General features: G+C 68.7%; 16 protein-coding genes and 1 pseudogene. 3 read left to right on the top strand and 14 right to left on the bottom strand.

The genetic code is table 11. The features are described 5' to 3' along the window. Positions 1-26: 26 nt before the first annotated feature. The 12 genes and pseudogenes from ACXC9Q_RS38565 to ACXC9Q_RS38510 form a co-directional block, all read right to left on the bottom strand. Positions 27-1,406, bottom strand: a complete 1,380-nt coding sequence (locus ACXC9Q_RS38565; RefSeq protein ID WP_457061719.1) for a P-loop NTPase fold protein — start codon at positions 1,404-1,406, stop codon at positions 27-29. After that, complete coding sequence (locus ACXC9Q_RS38560) at positions 1,364-3,049, bottom strand: P-loop NTPase fold protein (protein ID WP_457061718.1); 1,686 nt, start codon at positions 3,047-3,049, stop codon at positions 1,364-1,366. The genes ACXC9Q_RS38565 and ACXC9Q_RS38560 overlap by 43 nt, the downstream gene beginning before the upstream one ends. Positions 3,050-3,148: 99 nt before the next feature. Beyond that, positions 3,149-4,168, bottom strand: a complete 1,020-nt coding sequence (locus ACXC9Q_RS38555) for an N-acetylglucosamine kinase (RefSeq protein ID WP_457061717.1) — start codon at positions 4,166-4,168, stop codon at positions 3,149-3,151. Further along, complete coding sequence (locus ACXC9Q_RS38550; RefSeq protein ID WP_457061716.1) at positions 4,159-5,412, bottom strand: 6-phospho-beta-glucosidase; 1,254 nt, start codon at positions 5,410-5,412, stop codon at positions 4,159-4,161. The genes ACXC9Q_RS38555 and ACXC9Q_RS38550 overlap by 10 nt, the downstream gene beginning before the upstream one ends. A 10-nt stretch (positions 5,413-5,422) precedes the next feature. After that, positions 5,423-6,610: an ROK family protein gene (locus tag ACXC9Q_RS38545; RefSeq protein ID WP_457061714.1), complete on the bottom strand. Its 1,188-nt coding sequence runs from the start codon at positions 6,608-6,610 to the stop codon at positions 5,423-5,425. 152 nt (positions 6,611-6,762) lie between these two features. Further along, positions 6,763-7,740, bottom strand: a complete 978-nt coding sequence (locus ACXC9Q_RS38540; protein WP_457061713.1) for a DUF2891 domain-containing protein — start codon at positions 7,738-7,740, stop codon at positions 6,763-6,765. Positions 7,741-7,762: 22 nt separating this feature from the next. Further along, on the bottom strand, positions 7,763-8,167 hold the full coding sequence (locus tag ACXC9Q_RS38535; RefSeq protein WP_457061712.1) for a hypothetical protein: 405 nt from the start codon (positions 8,165-8,167) through the stop codon (positions 7,763-7,765). 19 nt (positions 8,168-8,186) lie between these two features. Further along, positions 8,187-8,864 carry a uracil-DNA glycosylase gene (locus ACXC9Q_RS38530; RefSeq protein WP_457061710.1) on the bottom strand — a complete coding sequence of 226 codons (678 nt, stop codon included), beginning with the start codon at positions 8,862-8,864 and terminating at the stop codon, positions 8,187-8,189. 140 nt (positions 8,865-9,004) lie between these two features. After that, entirely contained in the window at positions 9,005-9,568 is a 564-nt protein-coding gene (locus tag ACXC9Q_RS38525; RefSeq protein WP_457061709.1) for a DUF1990 family protein, read from the bottom strand. Then, positions 9,565-10,080 (bottom strand): annotated as a pseudogene (locus tag ACXC9Q_RS38520) (YndJ family transporter); the annotation flags it as partial. The pseudogene ACXC9Q_RS38520 and the gene ACXC9Q_RS38525, both read right to left, overlap by 4 nt. A 111-nt stretch (positions 10,081-10,191) precedes the next feature. Further along, the gene (locus ACXC9Q_RS38515) at positions 10,192-11,214 is read right to left on the bottom strand and encodes an LCP family protein (RefSeq protein WP_457061708.1); all 1,023 of its coding nucleotides are present in this window, start codon (positions 11,212-11,214) and stop codon (positions 10,192-10,194) included. A gap of 84 nt (positions 11,215-11,298) precedes the next feature. After that, the gene (locus ACXC9Q_RS38510; protein WP_457061707.1) at positions 11,299-12,138 is read right to left on the bottom strand and encodes a helix-turn-helix domain-containing protein; all 840 of its coding nucleotides are present in this window, start codon (positions 12,136-12,138) and stop codon (positions 11,299-11,301) included. Positions 12,139-12,172: 34 nt separating this feature from the next. On the opposite strand from ACXC9Q_RS38510, the gene ACXC9Q_RS38505 reads away from it, so the two are divergent. Next, on the top strand, positions 12,173-12,952 hold the full coding sequence (locus ACXC9Q_RS38505; protein ID WP_457061706.1) for a phytanoyl-CoA dioxygenase family protein: 780 nt from the start codon (positions 12,173-12,175) through the stop codon (positions 12,950-12,952). A gap of 127 nt (positions 12,953-13,079) precedes the next feature. Beyond that, positions 13,080-13,373 carry an HU family DNA-binding protein gene (locus ACXC9Q_RS38500; RefSeq protein ID WP_328523980.1) on the top strand — a complete coding sequence of 98 codons (294 nt, stop codon included), beginning with the start codon at positions 13,080-13,082 and terminating at the stop codon, positions 13,371-13,373. Positions 13,374-13,378: 5 nt separating this feature from the next. Here the strand turns inward: ACXC9Q_RS38500 and ACXC9Q_RS38495 are convergent, their stop codons facing one another. Then, the gene (locus ACXC9Q_RS38495; protein ID WP_457061704.1) at positions 13,379-14,383 is read right to left on the bottom strand and encodes an SMP-30/gluconolactonase/LRE family protein; all 1,005 of its coding nucleotides are present in this window, start codon (positions 14,381-14,383) and stop codon (positions 13,379-13,381) included. Between the two features lie 126 nt (positions 14,384-14,509). Here ACXC9Q_RS38495 and ACXC9Q_RS38490 point away from each other — a divergent pair, with 126 nt between their 5' ends. Then, the gene (locus ACXC9Q_RS38490) at positions 14,510-16,465 is read left to right on the top strand and encodes a M13 family metallopeptidase (protein WP_457061702.1); all 1,956 of its coding nucleotides are present in this window, start codon (positions 14,510-14,512) and stop codon (positions 16,463-16,465) included. Between the two features lie 60 nt (positions 16,466-16,525). On the opposite strand, the gene ACXC9Q_RS38485 is transcribed toward ACXC9Q_RS38490, so the two are convergent. Then, complete coding sequence (locus ACXC9Q_RS38485; RefSeq protein ID WP_457061701.1) at positions 16,526-18,037, bottom strand: aminopeptidase P family protein; 1,512 nt, start codon at positions 18,035-18,037, stop codon at positions 16,526-16,528. Positions 18,038-18,043: the final 6 nt, after the last annotated feature.

Raw genomic sequence — 18,043 nt, 5'->3', positions numbered from 1 at the left:
TGATTACACGACAACAGCTCGAGTTTTCAAGCACGGTCCGCCACGGAGAACGAGAACCGGGCGACCTCCTGCACCCACGCCGCCGCAGTCTCGGCCGAGACCTTGCCGTGGTCCGGATGCCGGTCCATCCACGCCTGAATCTCCCGGACCTCCTCCAGCCCTGCATCGTCTGGAGCCGTCAGGGCGTCGATGACGGTACGAAGACTGCTCGCCGGCTCGGCCTCGGCGATCGCCCGGAACAGCCGATGCGCACCAGCCGGCCGGCTGGTGAGGATGGCGAGCAGGAACGCGACGATCCCGGCCGGGTCGATGTGACCCGGCTCAGCGAAGGCATGCGGATGCTCCGCCCGAGCCTTCACCAGCTGGTAAGTGTTGACGAAGCGCTTGACGGTGCGCGGCGTCGTACCCACCAACGCCGCGACATCCGCCAGCGCGATCGCCTCCACCGGACTGATCTGAAGAACCTTGGCAGGCAGCGACCTCGGCTGCCGCTGATGAACGGCTTCGACGACACTCGGCGGCTGCGCAGCCGCCGGCGCCTCTGGTTTGTCGGACTGCTCAGGAGCATCGTCAGACTGCGTGGCGTCCGGATCCGGTGCTGCCTGCCGGGTCAGTCCGGAGATCATCGTCCGAACCAGCTCCTCGTCGAGCGCAGGCAATTGGATGGGGATCTGAATGATCTTCTCCAGGTAGTCGACCGGCGCCGCGGTGTTCGACTCGCCGAGCAACTGGCGGTACCGGATTCGCAAGGACTGATCGAGCCACCGCGTATCGACGGCCAGCATCACCACGAAGATCTGGAAGTCGAAGAGCAGGTGGACTGCCTCCAGCACCGACACCACCTTCTCCGCCGGACACCTGTCCAGGTCGTCGATCACGATCACCACCCGCTCGAACCCGGGCCGGGCCGCCGCAGGCTGGGTGCCACGAGGTACGGGCGCCCGGACACCGCGGACTGCCTTGTCGACGCTGGCGAAGCGGTCCCGGGTCCGCGTGACCAGACTCAGCTGATCGCGGTACTCGGTCACCTGGGCGAGGTTGTGCAGCAGGGCTCCGAGCGGTTCGTCCTGGGCGAGGTCGCGGAGCCGTTGGGCCTCGACCTCGAGCTCCTTCGTGCCTGCTTCGATCCGGTCGCGCTCGGTGGTGAGCTCCTGAAGTCTCGTCGCCGCGGCGTGCATCGCGAGTTCCTCAGGCTTGCCCGCCAACCGCCCGAACGCGTCGAACCCCGTATTCCCGGCCTTGGCCAGCTCGTCGACCTGACTCTTCGCGGACTTGGCTTGCTGGTACGCCGCCGACGCGGAACCGAGCAGTGCGATCGCCACTCCGGCTCCGGCCACGATGCGTCCGGGCCCACCCAGCAGCGCTACCGCGATGCCGATGGCCGCGACCGCCAGCACCCCGGCCACCAGGAGCCAGGCACGTCGCCGCCGATTGAGAAAGGCCTTCTGAGTCTTCTGCAGCTCGCCTTCGGCCTCTTTGACCTCCTTGTCCTTCGCTTCGTACTTGACCGCCTCGGCGGCCCGCCGTGCCTCGGCGTCCTTGACCTCCTGCGGATCCTCCGTTCCGGGTGGCGGCCCGTCTCTCGCAGGACGTGGTCGACGAGGCTCGCCCAGAGGTTGGCCTCGGCGTACTGCCAGGCGTTGAAGCGTACGATCCGCACCTGATCCAGGTATCCATCGGGCGCACCAGGCTTGCTGAACTCGTTGAGCATCGTGCCGATCCGGTTCAGCAGGAACGACTTGCCCGAGCCCCAGGGGCCGAAGAGCCCGATCGTCAAGGGCGGCCGGAGACCGCGCGAGGCCATCAGACTGGCGAGCGCCTGCGCGTCGCGGTCGGCGCCGAGCAGGTCAGGTCCGGTCGCGCGGTCCGACTCGTAGCCAGGGATGTTCCGGGCGGTCGGTCGCTGCGCGGCGGTCGTCCAACTGCCGACCCGCCCTCCGACTGCGACCGCGAGCTGGTTCCCCGCGCGGTCGCCCGCCAAGGCCGTCACCTGTCCCTCGCCGGTCGCAAGCCGCGCCTTGACCGGCCACGGAGCGGACGAGATCTCGACACCCCCACCGGGGAGTGCGGTGGCGATCTCGGCAAGAAGTGATCCGTAGACGAGCAGCGCCCGCGGACCGCCGGTTTCCGATGCCTTCCAGCCGGCCAGTTGGTTCCCGGACACGGGCCAGTCGGGCACGTCCTGGCCGCGAGTCCCCTGCGGCAACGTGCTCGGCTGGTCGGACACGATCAGTTCGTCGGAGGCGTAGCGCACCAGACCGAGGCGGCCGGACGGTCCGACCGCCAAGACCTCGGTGGCCGGCCCGATGCCGGCGGGATCAGGCTCGGTCGGCGACCAGCTGACCACACCCGCGCTGGTGCTCAACCACGCCCGGGACCCGTCGCCGGAGAGTCGGCCGCCACCGATCGACGACTCGCTGCCGAGGACAGCGCCAGTGGTGACGCGGAAGAGCTCGGCGTTGCCGGATTCGATGCGAAGGGCAACTACACCGTCGCCGTCCCAACCCAACGAGGTGACGGTGCCGGGCACGTCGCCGAGCTGGTGCGGGCGTTGGCCGGGCGCCAACTCGAAGACCATGGTGCCGGCCAAGGCCGCGAGCCGTTCGCCGCTGGGCGACCAGGCGAGCTCGGTCACCTCGTTGGGGAGCTCGACGGTCCACTCGGCCGGCGCACCGACAGCGGCCGCCAGCAGTGGCTGCTCGTCGCACCGCAGACGAGCTGCGTCGGTGAGGATGTCCCACACCAACCGGTAAGGCTCGTCAGCGCTGCCGCGGCCCGGGGTCCAGTCGCTGAGCAGTGAGGCAACTGCTCCGGACTCCACAAGTTTGAAGCCGAGGACCGGGTCGAGTGCGAAGGCCAGCACCAGATGGCGGCCGGTCAACCGTGGGACGAGCTCGGGATTCCAGACCGCCTTGGCATCCTCGAGGTGAGCGGCGATGTTCTTCTCCTCGCCGAGCTCATCGAACTGGCCGGTGTCGATCCCCGGTGCGACGTACCGATGGGATCTCAGCAGGTCGCCGACCACCGCACCGGCGGTGATCGTGGGCACGGACTGGAACCTGCTGACCAGCCCTTGGACAGATTCCGAGTACGCCGGTCGCGCGGCGCTCGGGGAACTCACAGGGGGAACCGCCGTCATTTCTTGACGCTAAGAGCGCACCGCCCACCGGTCAACGGGTGGTGCGAAGGCCGCGCGCAGCCGGGCCTGCGCGGCCGGTTCAGCGAACGTATGATCCAAGCACAGCAATGCCGCACCGACGACCGGCGGTACGTCGACCACCCGCGGTACCGCCTTCGGCACAGCGGCGGACAGCAGTCGTACGACGCGATCCAGCAAGACGGAATGCCCAGCGGTGAGGACGCCACCGCCGAGGACCACCGTCACCGGTTCGGTCAGCAGGTCGAGTCGCCGCAGCGCACTGAGCGCCATCGCGACGATCTCCTCGGCCTGTTGCTGAACGATGCCGATGGCAACGACATCGCCGGCGGACGCGACGTGGAACAACACCGGCACGATCTCCAGCTGTCGTTCCACCGGCAGCTCGCCGAGGTGGAACGCCTCGATCACAGCGTCCAGCGACGGCAATCCGAAGGACTCCGGAAGCGCGGTGAGCAAGGCGGTCGCAGGCCCGCGACCGTCAAGCGCCCGAGAGGCCGAGTAGAACGCCTCCTCGGCCAGCTGCGCCCCACCACCCCAGTCACCCGTCAGCTTACCCAACGCGGTGAACCGCGCCGTCCGCCCGTCCGGCAGCAGCCCGGAGCAGTTGATCCCCGCGCCACACACCACTGCGACACCCCGTGGCTCGTCTACTCCCGAACGCAGCAAGGCAAACGTGTCATTCGTGACGTAGACCGACTCCGCCCAGCCGCGGGCCTCGAAGACGTTGGCGAGCTGCTCCTCCTCGATCGGCAAGTCCGCGTTCGCCAAGCACGCTGAGATCTGCTGAACCAGCGGCCGGGAGCCGAGCGTCAGTCCAGCCTCAGCCGCAGCCGCTACGACCAGTGGCTCGAGCACCGCGATTGCGGCGTCCGGTCCAACTTTCTGCGGCTCGAACCCACCACCACGCGCCGTACCGAGGACTGTCCCGTCCGCCGCCACCAGGGCCACGTCCGTCTTGCTGTTCCCCGCGTCGAAGGCGAGCACGCCTCCGGGGACCATCACGCCCATGGCAGGTACGCCCGGTTGTGCGCCAGGAGCTTGTTCGTCAGTTCGCGCGCGATCGAGATCTGCCCGACCAGCGGATGCGCCAGCAAGGCCTCGAACACTCGCTCCGATCCACCCTTCACGGCAGCCTCCAGCGCCAGGTCCTCGTACGCGGTCACATGACTGACCAGACCGGCGTACACGGGCTCCAGAGCGCTCACCGGCTCAGGCGTCGTACCCTCGGCGCCGACCGTCGCCGGCACCTCAATGACGGCATCATCAGGCAGGAAGGGGAGCGTGCCGTTGTTGAGTGTGTTCACCACCTGCACGTCACCCGTGTTGTTCAGCAGCGAGGACGCGAGTGCGACGGCCGCCTCGGAGTAGTACGCACCGCCTCGCTTCTCCAGCAGTGCGGGCTTCTCGTCGAGCATCGGGTCGGCGTACATGTCCAGCAACTGCTTCTCGAGCGCTGCCACCTCAGCCGCGCGAGACGGCTTGGTCAACAGCTCCTGCACCACCTCGTCGTGTGCGTAGTAGTAGCGCAGGTAGTACGACGGTATGACGCCGAGCTGCTGCAGCAACTCGGCCGGCATGTACAGGTCGTCAGAAAGCTCTTCCATGTGCTCGGCAAGTAGCTTCGGCAGCATGTCCTCGCCGTTGACTCGGACGACGCGCTCCCAGGTCAGATGGTTCAGTCCGACGTGGTCCAGCGACACCTCCTCCGGCGTCACCCCCAGCATCCGCGCGAAGTGCCGCTGGAACCCGATGGCCACGTTGCACAACCCGACCGCCTTGTGTCCGTGCGACAGCAGCGCCCGCGTCACGATCCCCACCGGGTTGGTGAAGTCGATGATCCACGCGTCCGGGTTGGTACGCCGTACCCGCTCGGCAATGTCCAGTACGACGGGAACCGTCCGCAGTGCCTTCGCCAGACCACCGGCCCCGGTCGTCTCCTGGCCGACGCAACCGCACTCGAGCGGCCACGTCTCGTCCTCGTTGCGCGCGGCCTGTCCACCGACGCGCAGTTGCAGCAGTACGGCGTCGGCACCGTCGATGCCCGCGTCGAGGTCGGAAGTGGTGATCACCCGGCCGGGATGCCCTTGTTTTGCGAAGATCCGGCGGGCCAGGCCACCGACCAGCTCGAGCCGATCGGCCGCTGGATCGACGAGCACCAGCTCGGACACCGGCAGCGTGTCCCGCAGCCGCGCGAAGCCGTCGACGAGTTCGGGCGTGTAGGTGGATCCGCCACCAACGACTGTGAGTTTCACCGTTTGACTCCTAGGCGATCGGTGGACCCGCGGTGTCGAAGACTTCGTCGCGGGTGGTGCTCAGGGCGGACTGGAGTGCTCCGGAGACCACCGGGTCGGTGCCGAGCGCAGTCATCAGCAACCGCGGCCGCGGTACGGCGAGATCGGCCAGCTCGTCCTGGACAAGACCGCGCAGGCGTTCGCCGCCGGCGGTGATCACGCCGCCCGCCAGCACGATCAGTTCGGGATCGACGACCGCGACGATCGCGGCCAGACCGACGGCCAGCCGGTGCGCGAACTCGCTCAGCACCGCATCGCCGGCGCCCTCGGTCTGCAACGCGGCTGCGATCGCGGCCTCCGGCGTACGCGCCTTCAAGCCGTGTGCGCGGGCGAGCTCCAGCACGGGTTCGCCACCGGCGAGCTCCTGGAAACCGCCGGCGTTGTTGCGGCCGACGTTGCGGACCAGCGGCGTACCGGGCAAGGGCAGGAACGCGACCTCGCCGGCGCCGCCGGTCGCTCCGCGGTGCAGCCGGCCGTTGATCACGATCGCCGCGCCGATGCCTTCCTCGCCCCACAACAGCACGAAGTTGTCGCTGTCGCGGGCATGGCCGACCCGCTGCTCGGCGACGGCGGCCAGGTTGACGTCGTTCTCGACCTCCAGCGGTACGGCGATCGCCGCGGCCAACTCCTCGAGCAGGTGCGGGGCGTGCCAGCCGGGCAGGTGGGTCGCGTACCGCAGGCGGCCGGTGGTCGGGTCGAAGCCGCCCGGGGTGCCGATCGAGACACGGTGCAGCCGCTCCCGGTTCAGCCCCGCTTCGCCGGCCGCCCCGTCGAGTGCCTTGAGCACGCGGTCGATGGTGCCCTTGGCGCTCCGGCCGGGGGTGGGCAGCTCGTAGGTGCCGACGACCTTGCCGGTGAGGTCCGCGACGGCCGAGCGGATCCGGGCCGGCGTGACGTCGAGGCCGCCGACGTACGCGATGCTGCCGTTGATCTCGTACAGCTGCGCGTTCGGGCCCGGGCGGCCGGCGGAGGTGCCGCTGGCGCGGACCAGGCCGGCGGCCTCCAGGCGCGCGAGCAGCTGGGACGCGGTCGGCTTGGACAGGCCGGTGAGGTTGCCCAGGGTGGTGCGGGAGAGCGGGCCCTGGCTGAGCAGCAGGTCGAGGGCGGCGCGGTCGTTCATCGCGCGGAGCAGGCGCGGCGTTCCGGGTGTCGTTGCCATGAGCTAACCCTGCCTCCCGCCGTCGCCCTAGTGTGGTCGGCTCGCGGTCCGTTCGAACTGTTAGGAAGGTTTCCTATTAAGGCGAGACCGTACGGCGGACCGAAGCGGGTGTCAATCGGCGAGGGTGAGTCAGTGCCAGTTGGTGCGGAGGGCTACGCCTGATCGGCGAGCAGGGCGAACGACACCAGCCAATGGGTCGACATGAAGTCTCCGTCGGTCACCGTCGGCAGCACGGCCTCGATCTGACGGTCGGCGCCCTCGCGGAGCACCACTGCGACGTCGGGCAGGGCCGGCGCGATAGTGCGGAGCTGCCAGGCCCGCGACAAGGCTAGGCCGGACAGGTGCGCCAGTTGACCATCGCCGGAGCTGTCGGTGACAGGCACCTCGAGCAGATGCTGGTGTGCATCGGTGCCGAGACCTGGCAGGAACGCGGACAGCCAGGTGCTGAACTCGTCGGCCGGGAGGACTCGGCGCATCAACTCCGCCTCGGTCAGCGCCGGCGACAGGAAGTCCGTGCCGGACGGCTCGAAGCGCGTGTCGTACGCCGTGTCCTGGCCGAACCACTCGAGCGCACGGGCCCGGATCGCGTCGACCACGTCCGGCCGGTGCAGGTCGTCGTACGCCTCCAGTAGCAGGGCCAGGGCGAACGCGGTGTTGAGGTGGACGCCGTGGCGGACCGGGTACGCCTGGCGTGGCAGCCAGCCGAGGACGAGGTCGGCGATGACGTCGCCAAGCGGACTGAGGGCTGCCGCCCAGTTCTTGGCCCTAGGCAACTTATGGGTGGCGGCGACCAGCATCGCCGCCCAGGCCCAGCCGTACGGGCGTTCGTACGCCGGGCGGTCGCGCAGGTACGCCACCTCGGTCGCGATCGCCTCGGGGGTGAGGCGCTGGTCCAGGACCTCGATCGGGCGCGGGCCGGCCTGGTCCGGTGCCAGCGTGAGCAACCGGACCAGCGACCACTGCATGTGTGCGCTGGAGTGCCAGTCGTAGGACCCGTGGAACGCTGGGTGCAGGCGCTGCGGGGTCACGTCGACGTCGTCCGGACCACTGGACGCGTGCGCGGCGCCGTACGGGTACGGGGTTTCGAGCACCTCACAGGCAATGGCGGCCCAGGCGGCGGCGTACTTCAAGGGGGACTCCTTAGAAGAGCGGTTACCCGGCACTGAGCAGGTCCCGGAGGTCTGCGAGCGGGACCGCGCCGTCCGCCTTGGCGGCCAACTCGGGGTCCACGGTGATCAGGGCGTCGGCCTGGAGTTTGGTCACGGCCAGATACTCGGCGTCCCGGAGGGTGTCCCAGTCACGCTCGAGCGCGATGTCCCAGGCGGTCCGCCGGGACACCCGGTCGCCCAGCGTGCGGATCTTGAGCTCCGTCATGCGCTCGTGCAGTTGCAGCGCCTCCTTCACGGAGCGCTCCCCTTGCTGGACCTCACGCAGCAGTAGCTGCAGGGCGTCCGACCGGATCGCGTTGGGAGCGACCAGCTGATGAGTGGGATCGATGGTCGCGCCATCGGCCACGAGGTGCAGGAGAGTGGGGGCGTCTATCACGTAACGTGCCATGCCCGCAGCATGGCACTGACTACGGGAGGCGCCAGTCGATCGGTGTGGCGCCTTGTTCGACCAGGAGTGCGTTGACCCGGCTGAACGGGCGGGAGCCGAAGAACCCGCGGTCGGCGGACATCGGACTCGGGTGCGCGCTTTCGACGTACGGCGTACTCCCGAGCATCGGCTTGAGCGTCTGGGCGTCACGGCCCCAGAGGATCGCGACGAGTGGGCCGCCGCGCTTCACCAGTGCGTGGATGGCCTGTTCGGTGACGGTCTCCCAGCCCTTGCCGCGGTGCGAGCCCGACTTGCCCGGCTGCACGGTCAGGACTCTGTTCAGCAGCAGCACGCCCTGCTCGGTCCACGGCGTCAGGTCGCCGTTCGACGGAGCCGGTACGCCGACGTCCGCCATCAACTCGCGGTAGATGTTGGCCAGGCTCCGCGGGATCGGCCGCACATCAGGCGCCACCGAGAAGCTGAGCCCGACCGGGTGCCCCGGCGTCGGATACGGATCCTGCCCCACCACCAGCACCTTCACCTGCCCCAACGGCCGCTTGAACGCCCTGAGGACGTTCTCACCGGCGGGCAGGTACGGGCGGCCGGCGGCGATCTCGCCACGCAGGAACTCACCCATCTTGGCGATCGTGCCCTCGACCGGCTGCAACGCCTCAGCCCAGTCCGCCGCCACCAACTCCGTCAACGCCTTAGCACTCACCCACCACAGTTTCGCAGCACCCCACCGCCCGCCGCATCCCGGGTTGTCGCCTGGCGTTCGCGTGTCGGTCAGCTCCGCGGTTTGGCACGCACGGTACAAAGGACGCGGCCCCGCAAAGGTATGAGCTTGCGGGGCCTTTGCTATGGGGTGGAGAGGTTTTGGAGGGCGCTGGCGTAGCGGCGGGCGGCCAGTTGTTGGGCTGTGCGGGTGGCGGGGCCGGCCAGGCGGGTGTACCAGGTGGCGGCGCGGCTGTAGGCGCGGATGGTGAAGTGGATGCCGTCGGGGTCGCTGGTGACGACGAAGGACTCCTCGCCGGACTCGGGGTGGCCTTCGAGGGTGCCGTACGCGAAGCCGATGCGGTCGGGCTCGTCCACCGTCCAGACGACCCGGCAGGGGACCGGGAGGCCGACCATGCCGAGCGGGGTCATGGTGCGGAGGCGGCCGATCAGCATGCCGGCGCCGAGACGGCCGAGGCTGTTGGTGCCGATCGTCGGGGGTGTGTCGGTCGCCGTCATCGGCACGCCGGCAGCCCGGTGCATGCGCCAGTTCAGCAGCGCCTCTCCGGCGCGGGCAAACACCTCACTCCCCGCGCCGATCCGGGTCCGGTACTCGAGTCGGTGGTAGCCAGGCGGCGTCTCGTCGTACCGGGTGGAACCGACCACGTCGTAGCTGAACCGCAGTGCCGCCAAGTCGTCGAGCTTCATCGAACACCCTCCCCAAGTCGTCTCCAGGCCAGCAGTCCGCAGAGTGCGAACCCGATCGCGTTCGCCAGCCCGTGCGTGGCGGCCATCCACTCCAACGGTAGATAGGGCGTGTCTACGACATGCCCCAAGGCCCAACTGAGCGCCAGCAGCATTGTCACCACGAGCACGGACGCCGAGATGATCAGGAGGGCCGCAGTGACTCGGTCTGCTTGATGTGACCGTCGCCAGAGGTTCCAGCCGACCAGCCACATGCCCGCCGTCAGTACGGCGGCTCCCGCGAGCTCCACCGGGTCACCGAGGAAGAAGCCGAGCAGTACGACGCCAGTGCCGAGGGGAACGCTGATTGCGGCCGCAGTGGTTGCGGGAGTCGGTGAGTCCGCCACCAGATAGGCGATGAGCGCGGCCGCGAAGCCGGCGAAGTGGAAGTGGGCGACGGTGAGGGACAGGACCGTCAGGTTGAAGCCGAACAGTTCGTACGACGAACGCTCGGCAACCAGTGCGAGTGCGGCGATCAGCGAACGCGAACCACCAGCGGGGGCTGGTGGTTCGCGTCGGCAGGAGGGTGAGCCCGAGCGGTACGACGACGAGCATGCCCAGGCTCACCACGGCATGGACGAGGACGGTCAACTGCTCTTCAGGCCTGTGGTGTTGCCGGACTTGAGGGCGTTGAAGAGAGCCTTGGCCTTGGCGGTGTCCCACTTCACCGCGACGCCGCGGTTCTGGCCCAACTGGTAGTTGTCATCGCTGATCGGCACGGTCAGCGTGATGCCGCCGTTGCCGGAGACCGCGCGCATGCCGCGGGCGAAGCGGACGAAGTCGAACAGGCTCATGTCCTTGTCGACGGTCAGCGCGTCCACGCCCTTGGTGGCGACGCTGTAGTAGCGGATCGGGTTCAGGAACGTCGTCGGCGAGCTGGCCTTCTTCGCCACCGCGCCGACCATCGCGCGCTGCCGCTCGACCCGGCCGAAGTCGTTGTTGCCGTCGGCGTGCCGGGAGCGGACGTAGCCGAGCGCGTTGACGCCGTTGAGCTCCTGGCAGCCGGCCGGCAGGTTGATGTGCGCCTGCGGGTCCTTCATTGCCTTGGGCAAGCACATGTTGATGCCGCCGATGCTGTCGATGACCGAGGCGAAGCCGCCGAAGCCGACCTCGACGTAGTGGTCGATCCGGAGCCCGGTCACGTTCTCGATGGTCTCGATCAGCAGCGCCGGGCCCTTGTTGAAGGCGGCGTTGATCTTCTGCTTGCCCGAAACCCCCGGGATGTTGACCGCGCTGTCGCGCGGGATGCTGATCAGGACTGTCGGCCCGGAGTCGGGGACGTGCATCACCATGATCGAGTCGGTCCGGGGCGGCCCGGCGTCCGAGCCGGTGTGGAGCCGCGCCCGTTCGGCGCGGGTGAGGTCCTCGCGGGCGTCCGATCCGACCATCAGGTACGTCGTACCGGACGTCTCGGCCGGCCTGCTGCCGGTCGGCATCGCGTCGATCTTGTCGATCCGGCTCCACGCGTACAGCGGGACCGCGACCAGCATGAGGATGAACAGCAGGACGATCAGTCCGACGGTGCGGAGGAACCAGTTGCGCCGCTTCTTCGGGCGGGCCTGCGGCGGCCGGTTCGCGTATCGCGGGTCGATGGGCTGCGGTTGACTCATACCCACGACCGTATCGGTGTCCGGTGCCTGCACACGTCACCCCACTGAACGGTTTTACACGTCGGAAAGTCGGCCCCGCCTCCTTCAGAAGGAGGATTTTCGCCGCGAGACCGAACCAAACCGCCGGAACGCGCGCGGCGAAACCCCTACTCGTGCGGTGAACAAGCGGGTGAAGTAGGCGGGATCGTCGTACCCGACCTGCCGGGCGATCGCGGCGACCGGCAGATCCTCCTCGGCGAGCAAACTCTTTGCAGTGTTGAGTCGTGTGGTCAAGACCAGTTCCTGCGGTGTTGAGCCAGTGGTACGGCGCACTGCCTCGCGCAACTCCTTCACGCTGAGTCCGAGCTCGGCGGCATAGTCCTGAACACTCAGCGGCGTACAGGCGAGCTCTGCCAGCTGCGCCGCAACTCCATCACCAGACGACGGCGCCGCCTGGGCTATGAGGTCATACAACGCTGCAACGGTCTGTACGGCGTTGTGCGTCGTGCTGACGCGTAGGAGTCGAGTGAAAGCGCGATCGACCGGCCGTGGGTCGGCGTACCGGCGGACCGGTTGGCTGACGTCCAGATGGCCGAGCGTTGTGAGCGCTGCGGTCGCGGGTCCGCTGAAGAGTGTCCACACCTGTCGCCAGCGAGTCGTCGGCCGATAGCCGTGCAGAACGCCGGGATAGAGCCAGAGCATCGCGGGTGCTTTCACCTCATGCAACCGCCGGTCGGGGCCATGCAGAAACTGCCCGCGACCTTCCTTGATCCAGACCAGAGCGTGGCAGCCGAGGGCTCGTTCCGGAGGTGCGCCAGGTCGGTGATCCTGTTCGCCGGCTCCAAGGCAGAAAAGTCCAAGCTCACGCTCAGGACTTCCTGGAGTCAGGTAGATCGACCAGTTCGGCACGGCACAAGAGTCCAAGAACCGGCCGCAGCTGTCCATTCCGCTCCGGCCGCGACCCCGATGGAATGACCGTGTGCTGACTTCGAACGGATATGTGCTGGACGATCGCCGGCTCGGTGAGTTGACCGTCGTACCGGAACGGGAGCGTCGGGACCTGCCGCGGTTGCGGGACAGGTTGCAGCAGGACGGGTACCTGTTCCTGACCGGACTGCTGGATCCTGAGGACGTGTTGGCGTTCCGGCGCTACTACTTCGGGCTCAGCGGGTCCGTGACCGAGCGGGCGGCGTACCGGCGGGTGCTCTTCGAAGAGATCGTGCCGGGGCGTGAGTACGCGGACTTCTGTGCCCTGCTGAGGGACTGGTTCGAGTGGTTCCTGGGTGGTGAACCCTTCCTGCACAAGCGGAAGATCATCCGGCAGACCGCGCCGGGCGAGAACGGCATCGGTACGGCGACACAGGCGCACTATGACCTGGTGTATCTCAGAGGAGGCAGTGACCAAGTGCTGTCCGCCTGGATCCCGCTCGGTGACTGTCCGGTCAGCAGAGGCGGTCTGACCTATCTGGAGGGCAGCCACCACCGAGTGCTCGCGGAGGAGGCCGCCGGCACGCTCAAGCGACCCGCCGCCTCGATGACTGCGGACCTACCCGGCCTGGCCGAGCAGTACGACGCCGACTGGCTGGTCACCGACTACGCGGCCGGTGACGTGGTCATCCACACCGCCCACACGATCCACGCGGCCCTGGACAACGTGTCGACCGAGATGCGGCTGTCGACCGACATCCGCTACCAGTTGGCCGACGACGCCATCGACGGGCGCTGGCAGAACCACTGGCACGATCAGGACGGCCTCTGAAGACGGTCACTCCGGCGGCAAAGTTCCCTCGACTCCGGGGTTGACCGGAATGCGGATGCTTCTCGCTAACGACAATCATTTCGGCTTAAAGTGCCGATCGAAGGGTTGGTCGAGTCTGAGGAGAGCTGTGAACCGCAACGAGTTGGTCGCCGGGGTGGCGCAGAAGGCGGGCATTCCACGGAACCAGGCCGAGAAGGTTCTCGACGCGCTGGGCGATGTCGTCACCGAGGCCGTGCACAAGGGCGACAAGGTCTCGCTGACCGGTCTGCTGAGCATCGAGCGCGTGCTGCGCGCCCCGCGCACCGGCCGCAACCCGCAGACCGGTGAGCCCCTCTCGATCCCGGCCAACTACTCCGTCCGCCTGTCCTGCGGAAGTCGCCTCAAAGCCGCGGCCCGGGGCGACCTCCGCACTGTCTCCTGACCTGGCTACTGCGCCGGCGCCAGGAACCGGATGCGGTCGCACTCGCCTTCGTCGACCGCGTGCTTGATCGGCTTGGTCGTCGCTGAGATCGCTGTGGCCCAGTACGCCGTGGTCGGCGTCGGCGGCGTGGTGAACCGGGCGTTCGGCAGGTAGAGCCGGTCCCCGAAGGCAGCGGCGGTCGTCGGTACGTCGAAGTCCGGGCTGGTGACCTCCCGGACCAGCGTGCCCTTGGTGCCGGACTGGTTCAGCGTGAGGACGGCGACCTTGTTCAGCAGGTTCTGGACGACGAACAGGGTCCGGCCGATCAGCAGCAGGCCGTCGCCGTTCGTCATCACGGCGTCGCCGATGTCGATCCGCCTGGTGACTCCGGTCCGTGGCTCGACCCGGAACAGGAAGCCGGTCGAGGACTGCACGATGATCAGCGCGCGGCCGTCCGGGGTGAGGGCGATGCCGTTCGCGTTGTTGCCGGCGGTGTGCTGGTAGTCGCCACTCAGTGGGACAGTCTGGGCCTTCGCGGGCAGCTTGCCGTGCCGGCCGAGCGGGAGCTTGTAGAGCACCGGCTGCCGTGAGTCGGTGAACCAGGCCGCGTTCTTGCTCAGGATCACGTCGTTCACGAACGTGTCCGCCGACGTGGTGAAGGTATAGCTGGCCAGAACGCGCCCTGTCCGGGTGTCGATCACCCGTCCGTTGCCACCGGCGGCACCGGCGACGAACAGCCGGCCGAAGTGGTCCACCTTCATTCCGAGCGAGCCGGTGCCCGGCCCTTGGCTGATCACCTTGCCGGCGCCGGTCTTCAGGTCGACGGCGAAGATGTCCCCGTCGGCGCGGGAGCCGAAGTACGCCGTACCGCGGGCGATCGCGATGCCTTCCGGCTGGAACCCGTCGGGCAGGTTGAGCTTGGTGGGTGCGCCGGCTGTGGGCGCGGCGGCGGCGACCGAGGTGCTCACCAGGCCCAGCATCAGTGCGGGCACGCTCACCAGCGTGGCGAGGCGGCGGACGAGGTGCGACATGGCGGGGTCCTCCTGATCCGGTCCTTTACCAGGACAACGAGCCGGGCTTGTGGAAAGTTCATAACAGCCCGGGCGGCAACCGGGTATGTTCGCTGGCAGATACTCCACACGCGACAAGGGGCAGGGATGACAGCAGGGATCGACAGTTCGAGTCTGTCCGGCACGGTGCGGCCGCAGGACGACCTGTACCGCTATGCGAACGGGCCGTGGCTGGAGGAGCACGAGATTCCGGCGGACAAGGCCATCTACGGCGCCTTCCACGCGCTCTGGGACACCGCCGAGCAGGACGTCCGCGCGATCGTGGAGAAGTCCGTCGCAGCCGGGCACCCCGAGGGCAGCGAGCCGCGGAAGATCGCTGACCTGTACAGCAGCTTCATGGACGAGGAGGCGATCGAGCGACTCGGCGCCGAGCCGATCGCCGAGCAGCTCGCCCTGGTCCGCGGGGTCGAGGACCTGCCCGGCCTGGTCGCGGCCCTCGGACAGCTCGAGCTGCAGGGCGTGCCGGGGGTCTTCCATTACTGGGTCGACGCCGACGCCAAGAAGTCCGACGAGAACATCGTCTACCTCACGCAGGGCGGTCTCAGCCTACCGGACGAGTCGTACTACCGCGAGGACAGCTTCGCCGAAGTGCGTACGGCGTACGTCGCGCACGTGACGCGGATGCTCGAGCTCGCCGGGCTGCCCGATCCGGCCGGTGCCGCGGAGCGGATCATGGAGCTGGAGACCCGGGTCGCCGGCGCGCACTGGGACCGGGTCAAGAACCGCGACGTCCAGCTGACCTACAACAAGGTCGACCGGGCCGGGCTGGAAGAGCTGACCCCCGGCTTCGACTGGTCGACGTGGCTGACGGGTGCCGGCGTACCCGAGAGCGCCTTCGCGGAGGTCGTCGTTCGCGAGCCCGACTTCTTCACCGCGGCCGCCGCGGCCTTGCAGGAGGTCGAGCTGGACCGGTGGAAGGAGTGGCTCAGCTGGCGCATCGTGCACAGCGCGGCGCCGCTGCTGAGCACGGCCTTCGTCGATGAGAACTTCGCCTTCTACGGCAAGACGCTGACCGGTGCGCCCGAGCTGCGCGAGCGGTGGAAGCGCGGCGTCGGTGCGGTCGAGTCCGCGCTGGGCGAGGCGCTCGGCAAGCTGTACGTCGCCGAGCACTTCCCGCCGGCCGCCAAGGCCCGCATGGTCGAGCTCGTGCAGAACCTGGTCGAGGCGTACCGGCAGCGGATCGAGGCGCTGGACTGGATGGGTCCCGACACCCGGCAGCGGGCGCTCGACAAGCTCGGGACGTTCGTGCCGAAGATCGGCTACCCGGACGAGTGGAAGGACTACGACGCGCTCGACGTCGACCCGGCCGACCTGTTCGGGAACGTACGCCGCTCGGTCGCGGTGGAGACCGCACGGGACCTGGCCAAGCTCGGGCAGCCGGTGGACCGGAACGAGTGGAAGATGACGCCGCAGACGGTCAACGCGTACTACAACCCGCGGATGAACGAGATCGTCTTCCCGGCCGGTATCCTGCAGCCGCCGTTCTTCGACCTGGACGCCGACGACGCGGTCAACTACGGCGCGATCGGCGCCGTGATCGGACACGAGATCGGCCACGGGTTCGACGACCAGGGCTCGCGGTACGACGGCGACGGCAACCTGAACGACTGGTGGACCGACGAGGACCGCGCCGCCTTCGAGCAGCGCACCGACAAGCTCGTCGCGCAGTACGACGTCCTCTCGCCGGACGAGACACCCGGGCAGCACGTGAACGGCAAGCTCACACTCGGCGAGAACATCGGCGACCTGGGCGGGCTGTCGATCGCGTACGTCGCCTACCAGTTGTCGCTGGACGGTGGCGAGGCGCCGGAGGTGGGCGGGCTGCGCGGGAGCGAGCGGTTCTTCGTGTCGTGGGCGCACGCCTGGTCGACGAAGACGCGGCCTGAGGAGGCGGCGCGGCGGCTGGCGATCGACCCGCACTCGCCGCCGGAGTTCCGCTGCAACGCGGTGGTGAGGAACATCGACGAGTTCCACCAGACCTACGGCATCACCGAGGCCGACGGCATGTGGCTGTCCCCCGAGGACCGCGTCCGCATCTGGTGACAACCGAACGGCAGCTCGCCGCCTGGGGCGGCGAGCTGCTGGCTGGTTGTCGGTGCTCGGCTAGGAGGCCATCCAGTTCTGGAGGCCTTCGATGTCGCGGGGCATGGCGTCGGAGAGGTTCTCGGCGCCGTCGTCGGTGACCAGGATGTCGTCCTCGATCCGGATGCCGATACCGCGCAGGTCCTCCGGCACGGTCAGGTCGTCGGCCTGGAAGTACAGGCCCGGCTCGACCGTCAGCACGTAGCCGGTCTCCAGTTCGCCCTTGCCGAAGAACTCGCTGCGCGCCGCCGCGCAGTCGTGGACGTCGAGACCGAGCATGTGGCTGACCCCGTGCAGCGTGTACCGCTGGTAAAGCCTGCTCTCCGGGTCCAGCGCCTCCTCCGCCGAGACCGGCAGCAGGTCCATCGCGTCGAGGCCGTGCACGATGACCTCCATCGCGGCCTCGTGCGCGGCGCGGAACGCGGCGCCTGGCCGGATCGCGGCGATGCCCGCGTTCTGCGCGTCCAGCACCAGTTGGTACAGGTCGCGCTGGCGCGGGGTGAACTCGCCGTTCACCGGCAGCGTGCGGGTGATGTCCGCGGTGTAGAGCCGGCGGTTCTCCACGCCCATGTCGAGCAGCATCAGCGTGCCGTCGGCCACTGCGCCGTCGTTCTCGATCCAGTGCAGCGTGGTCGCGTGCGGTCCGGCCGCGGCGATCGAGGTGTACCCGACGTCGTTGCCCTCGGCCCGGGCCCGGCGCCAGAACGTGCCCTCGATCCAGCGTTCGCCGTACTCGCGGACCTTGTCCATCTCCGCGAGAACGTCGGAGAAGCCGCGGTGCGTGATCGCGACCGCGTCGCGGAGCTGCTCGAGCTCGAACGGGTCCTTGACGAGCCGGAGCTTGGACAGCATGGCGGCGAGCTCCTGGTCACGGTCGGCGTCGGTCTTCGCGCCGCTGAGCACCGACGTGAGTGAGGCGTCCTCACCTCGCCGGACACGGGTCGGCACATCGCCCTTGAGCGCGTCCGCGAGCCGGTCGACGTGCCGGGTCTCGATGCCGAACTCCTTGGCGGTCTCGGTCAGCGACGGACGCCGGCCGGCCCAGAGTTCGCCGTACATCCGGTCGCGCCAGAACTCCTCGCCCTCGCCGCGGTCGGCGCGCGGGCGGAAATACAGGACGGAGTCGTGGCCGCTGGTGCCGTTCGGCTCCAGCACCAGCACGGCGTCCGAGGTCTGGTCGCCGGCCAGCCAGACGTAGTCGGTGTGCGGGCGGAACACGTAGTCGGTGTCGTTCGAGCGGACCTTGTAGGTGCCCGCCGGGACGACGAGCCGCTCCCCGGGGAACGCCTGCGACAGCGCGTCCCGCCGCTTCGCCGCCCACACGCCCACATCGCTGAGCGTCACGTCCTGCCGCTCGGAGTCGGCCCAGCCCGAGTTCATGAACGCGCGAAGCTTCGGGCTCGGCTCGTTGTCGTGGGACGCCGTCTTCGGCGCGGCGCTCTCGATCGCGGCGCTGCCGGCGGGGGTGGTCGTGGCGGTGCCCGGCTCGGTGGCGTTGTCAGCTGCGGTCGTCGTCTCGGTCGTGTCGGTCATGGTCGA

This window comes from Kribbella sp. CWNU-51 (assembly GCF_054073265.1).
Note: the sequence above shows the minus strand (reverse complement) of the source record. Positions and strands in the feature narration are given on the sequence as shown.

Coding starts and splice junctions, on each gene's coding strand:
- ACXC9Q_RS38525 (WP_457061709.1), bottom strand. CDS start 9,568: ATGAAGCTCGACGACTTGGCGGCACTGCGGTTCAGCTACGACGTGGTC.
- ACXC9Q_RS38485 (WP_457061701.1), bottom strand. CDS start 18,037: ATGACCGACACGACCGAGACGACGACCGCAGCTGACAACGCCACCGAG.
- ACXC9Q_RS38545 (WP_457061714.1), bottom strand. CDS start 6,610: ATGGCAACGACACCCGGAACGCCGCGCCTGCTCCGCGCGATGAACGAC.
- ACXC9Q_RS38510 (WP_457061707.1), bottom strand. CDS start 12,138: ATGGACAGCTGCGGCCGGTTCTTGGACTCTTGTGCCGTGCCGAACTGG.
- ACXC9Q_RS38495 (WP_457061704.1), bottom strand. CDS start 14,383: ATGTCGCACCTCGTCCGCCGCCTCGCCACGCTGGTGAGCGTGCCCGCA.
- ACXC9Q_RS38535 (WP_457061712.1), bottom strand. CDS start 8,167: ATGGCACGTTACGTGATAGACGCCCCCACTCTCCTGCACCTCGTGGCC.
- ACXC9Q_RS38555 (WP_457061717.1), bottom strand. CDS start 4,168: ATGGGCGTGATGGTCCCCGGAGGCGTGCTCGCCTTCGACGCGGGGAAC.
- ACXC9Q_RS38490 (WP_457061702.1), top strand. CDS start 14,510: ATGACAGCAGGGATCGACAGTTCGAGTCTGTCCGGCACGGTGCGGCCG.
- ACXC9Q_RS38515 (WP_457061708.1), bottom strand. CDS start 11,214: ATGAGTCAACCGCAGCCCATCGACCCGCGATACGCGAACCGGCCGCCG.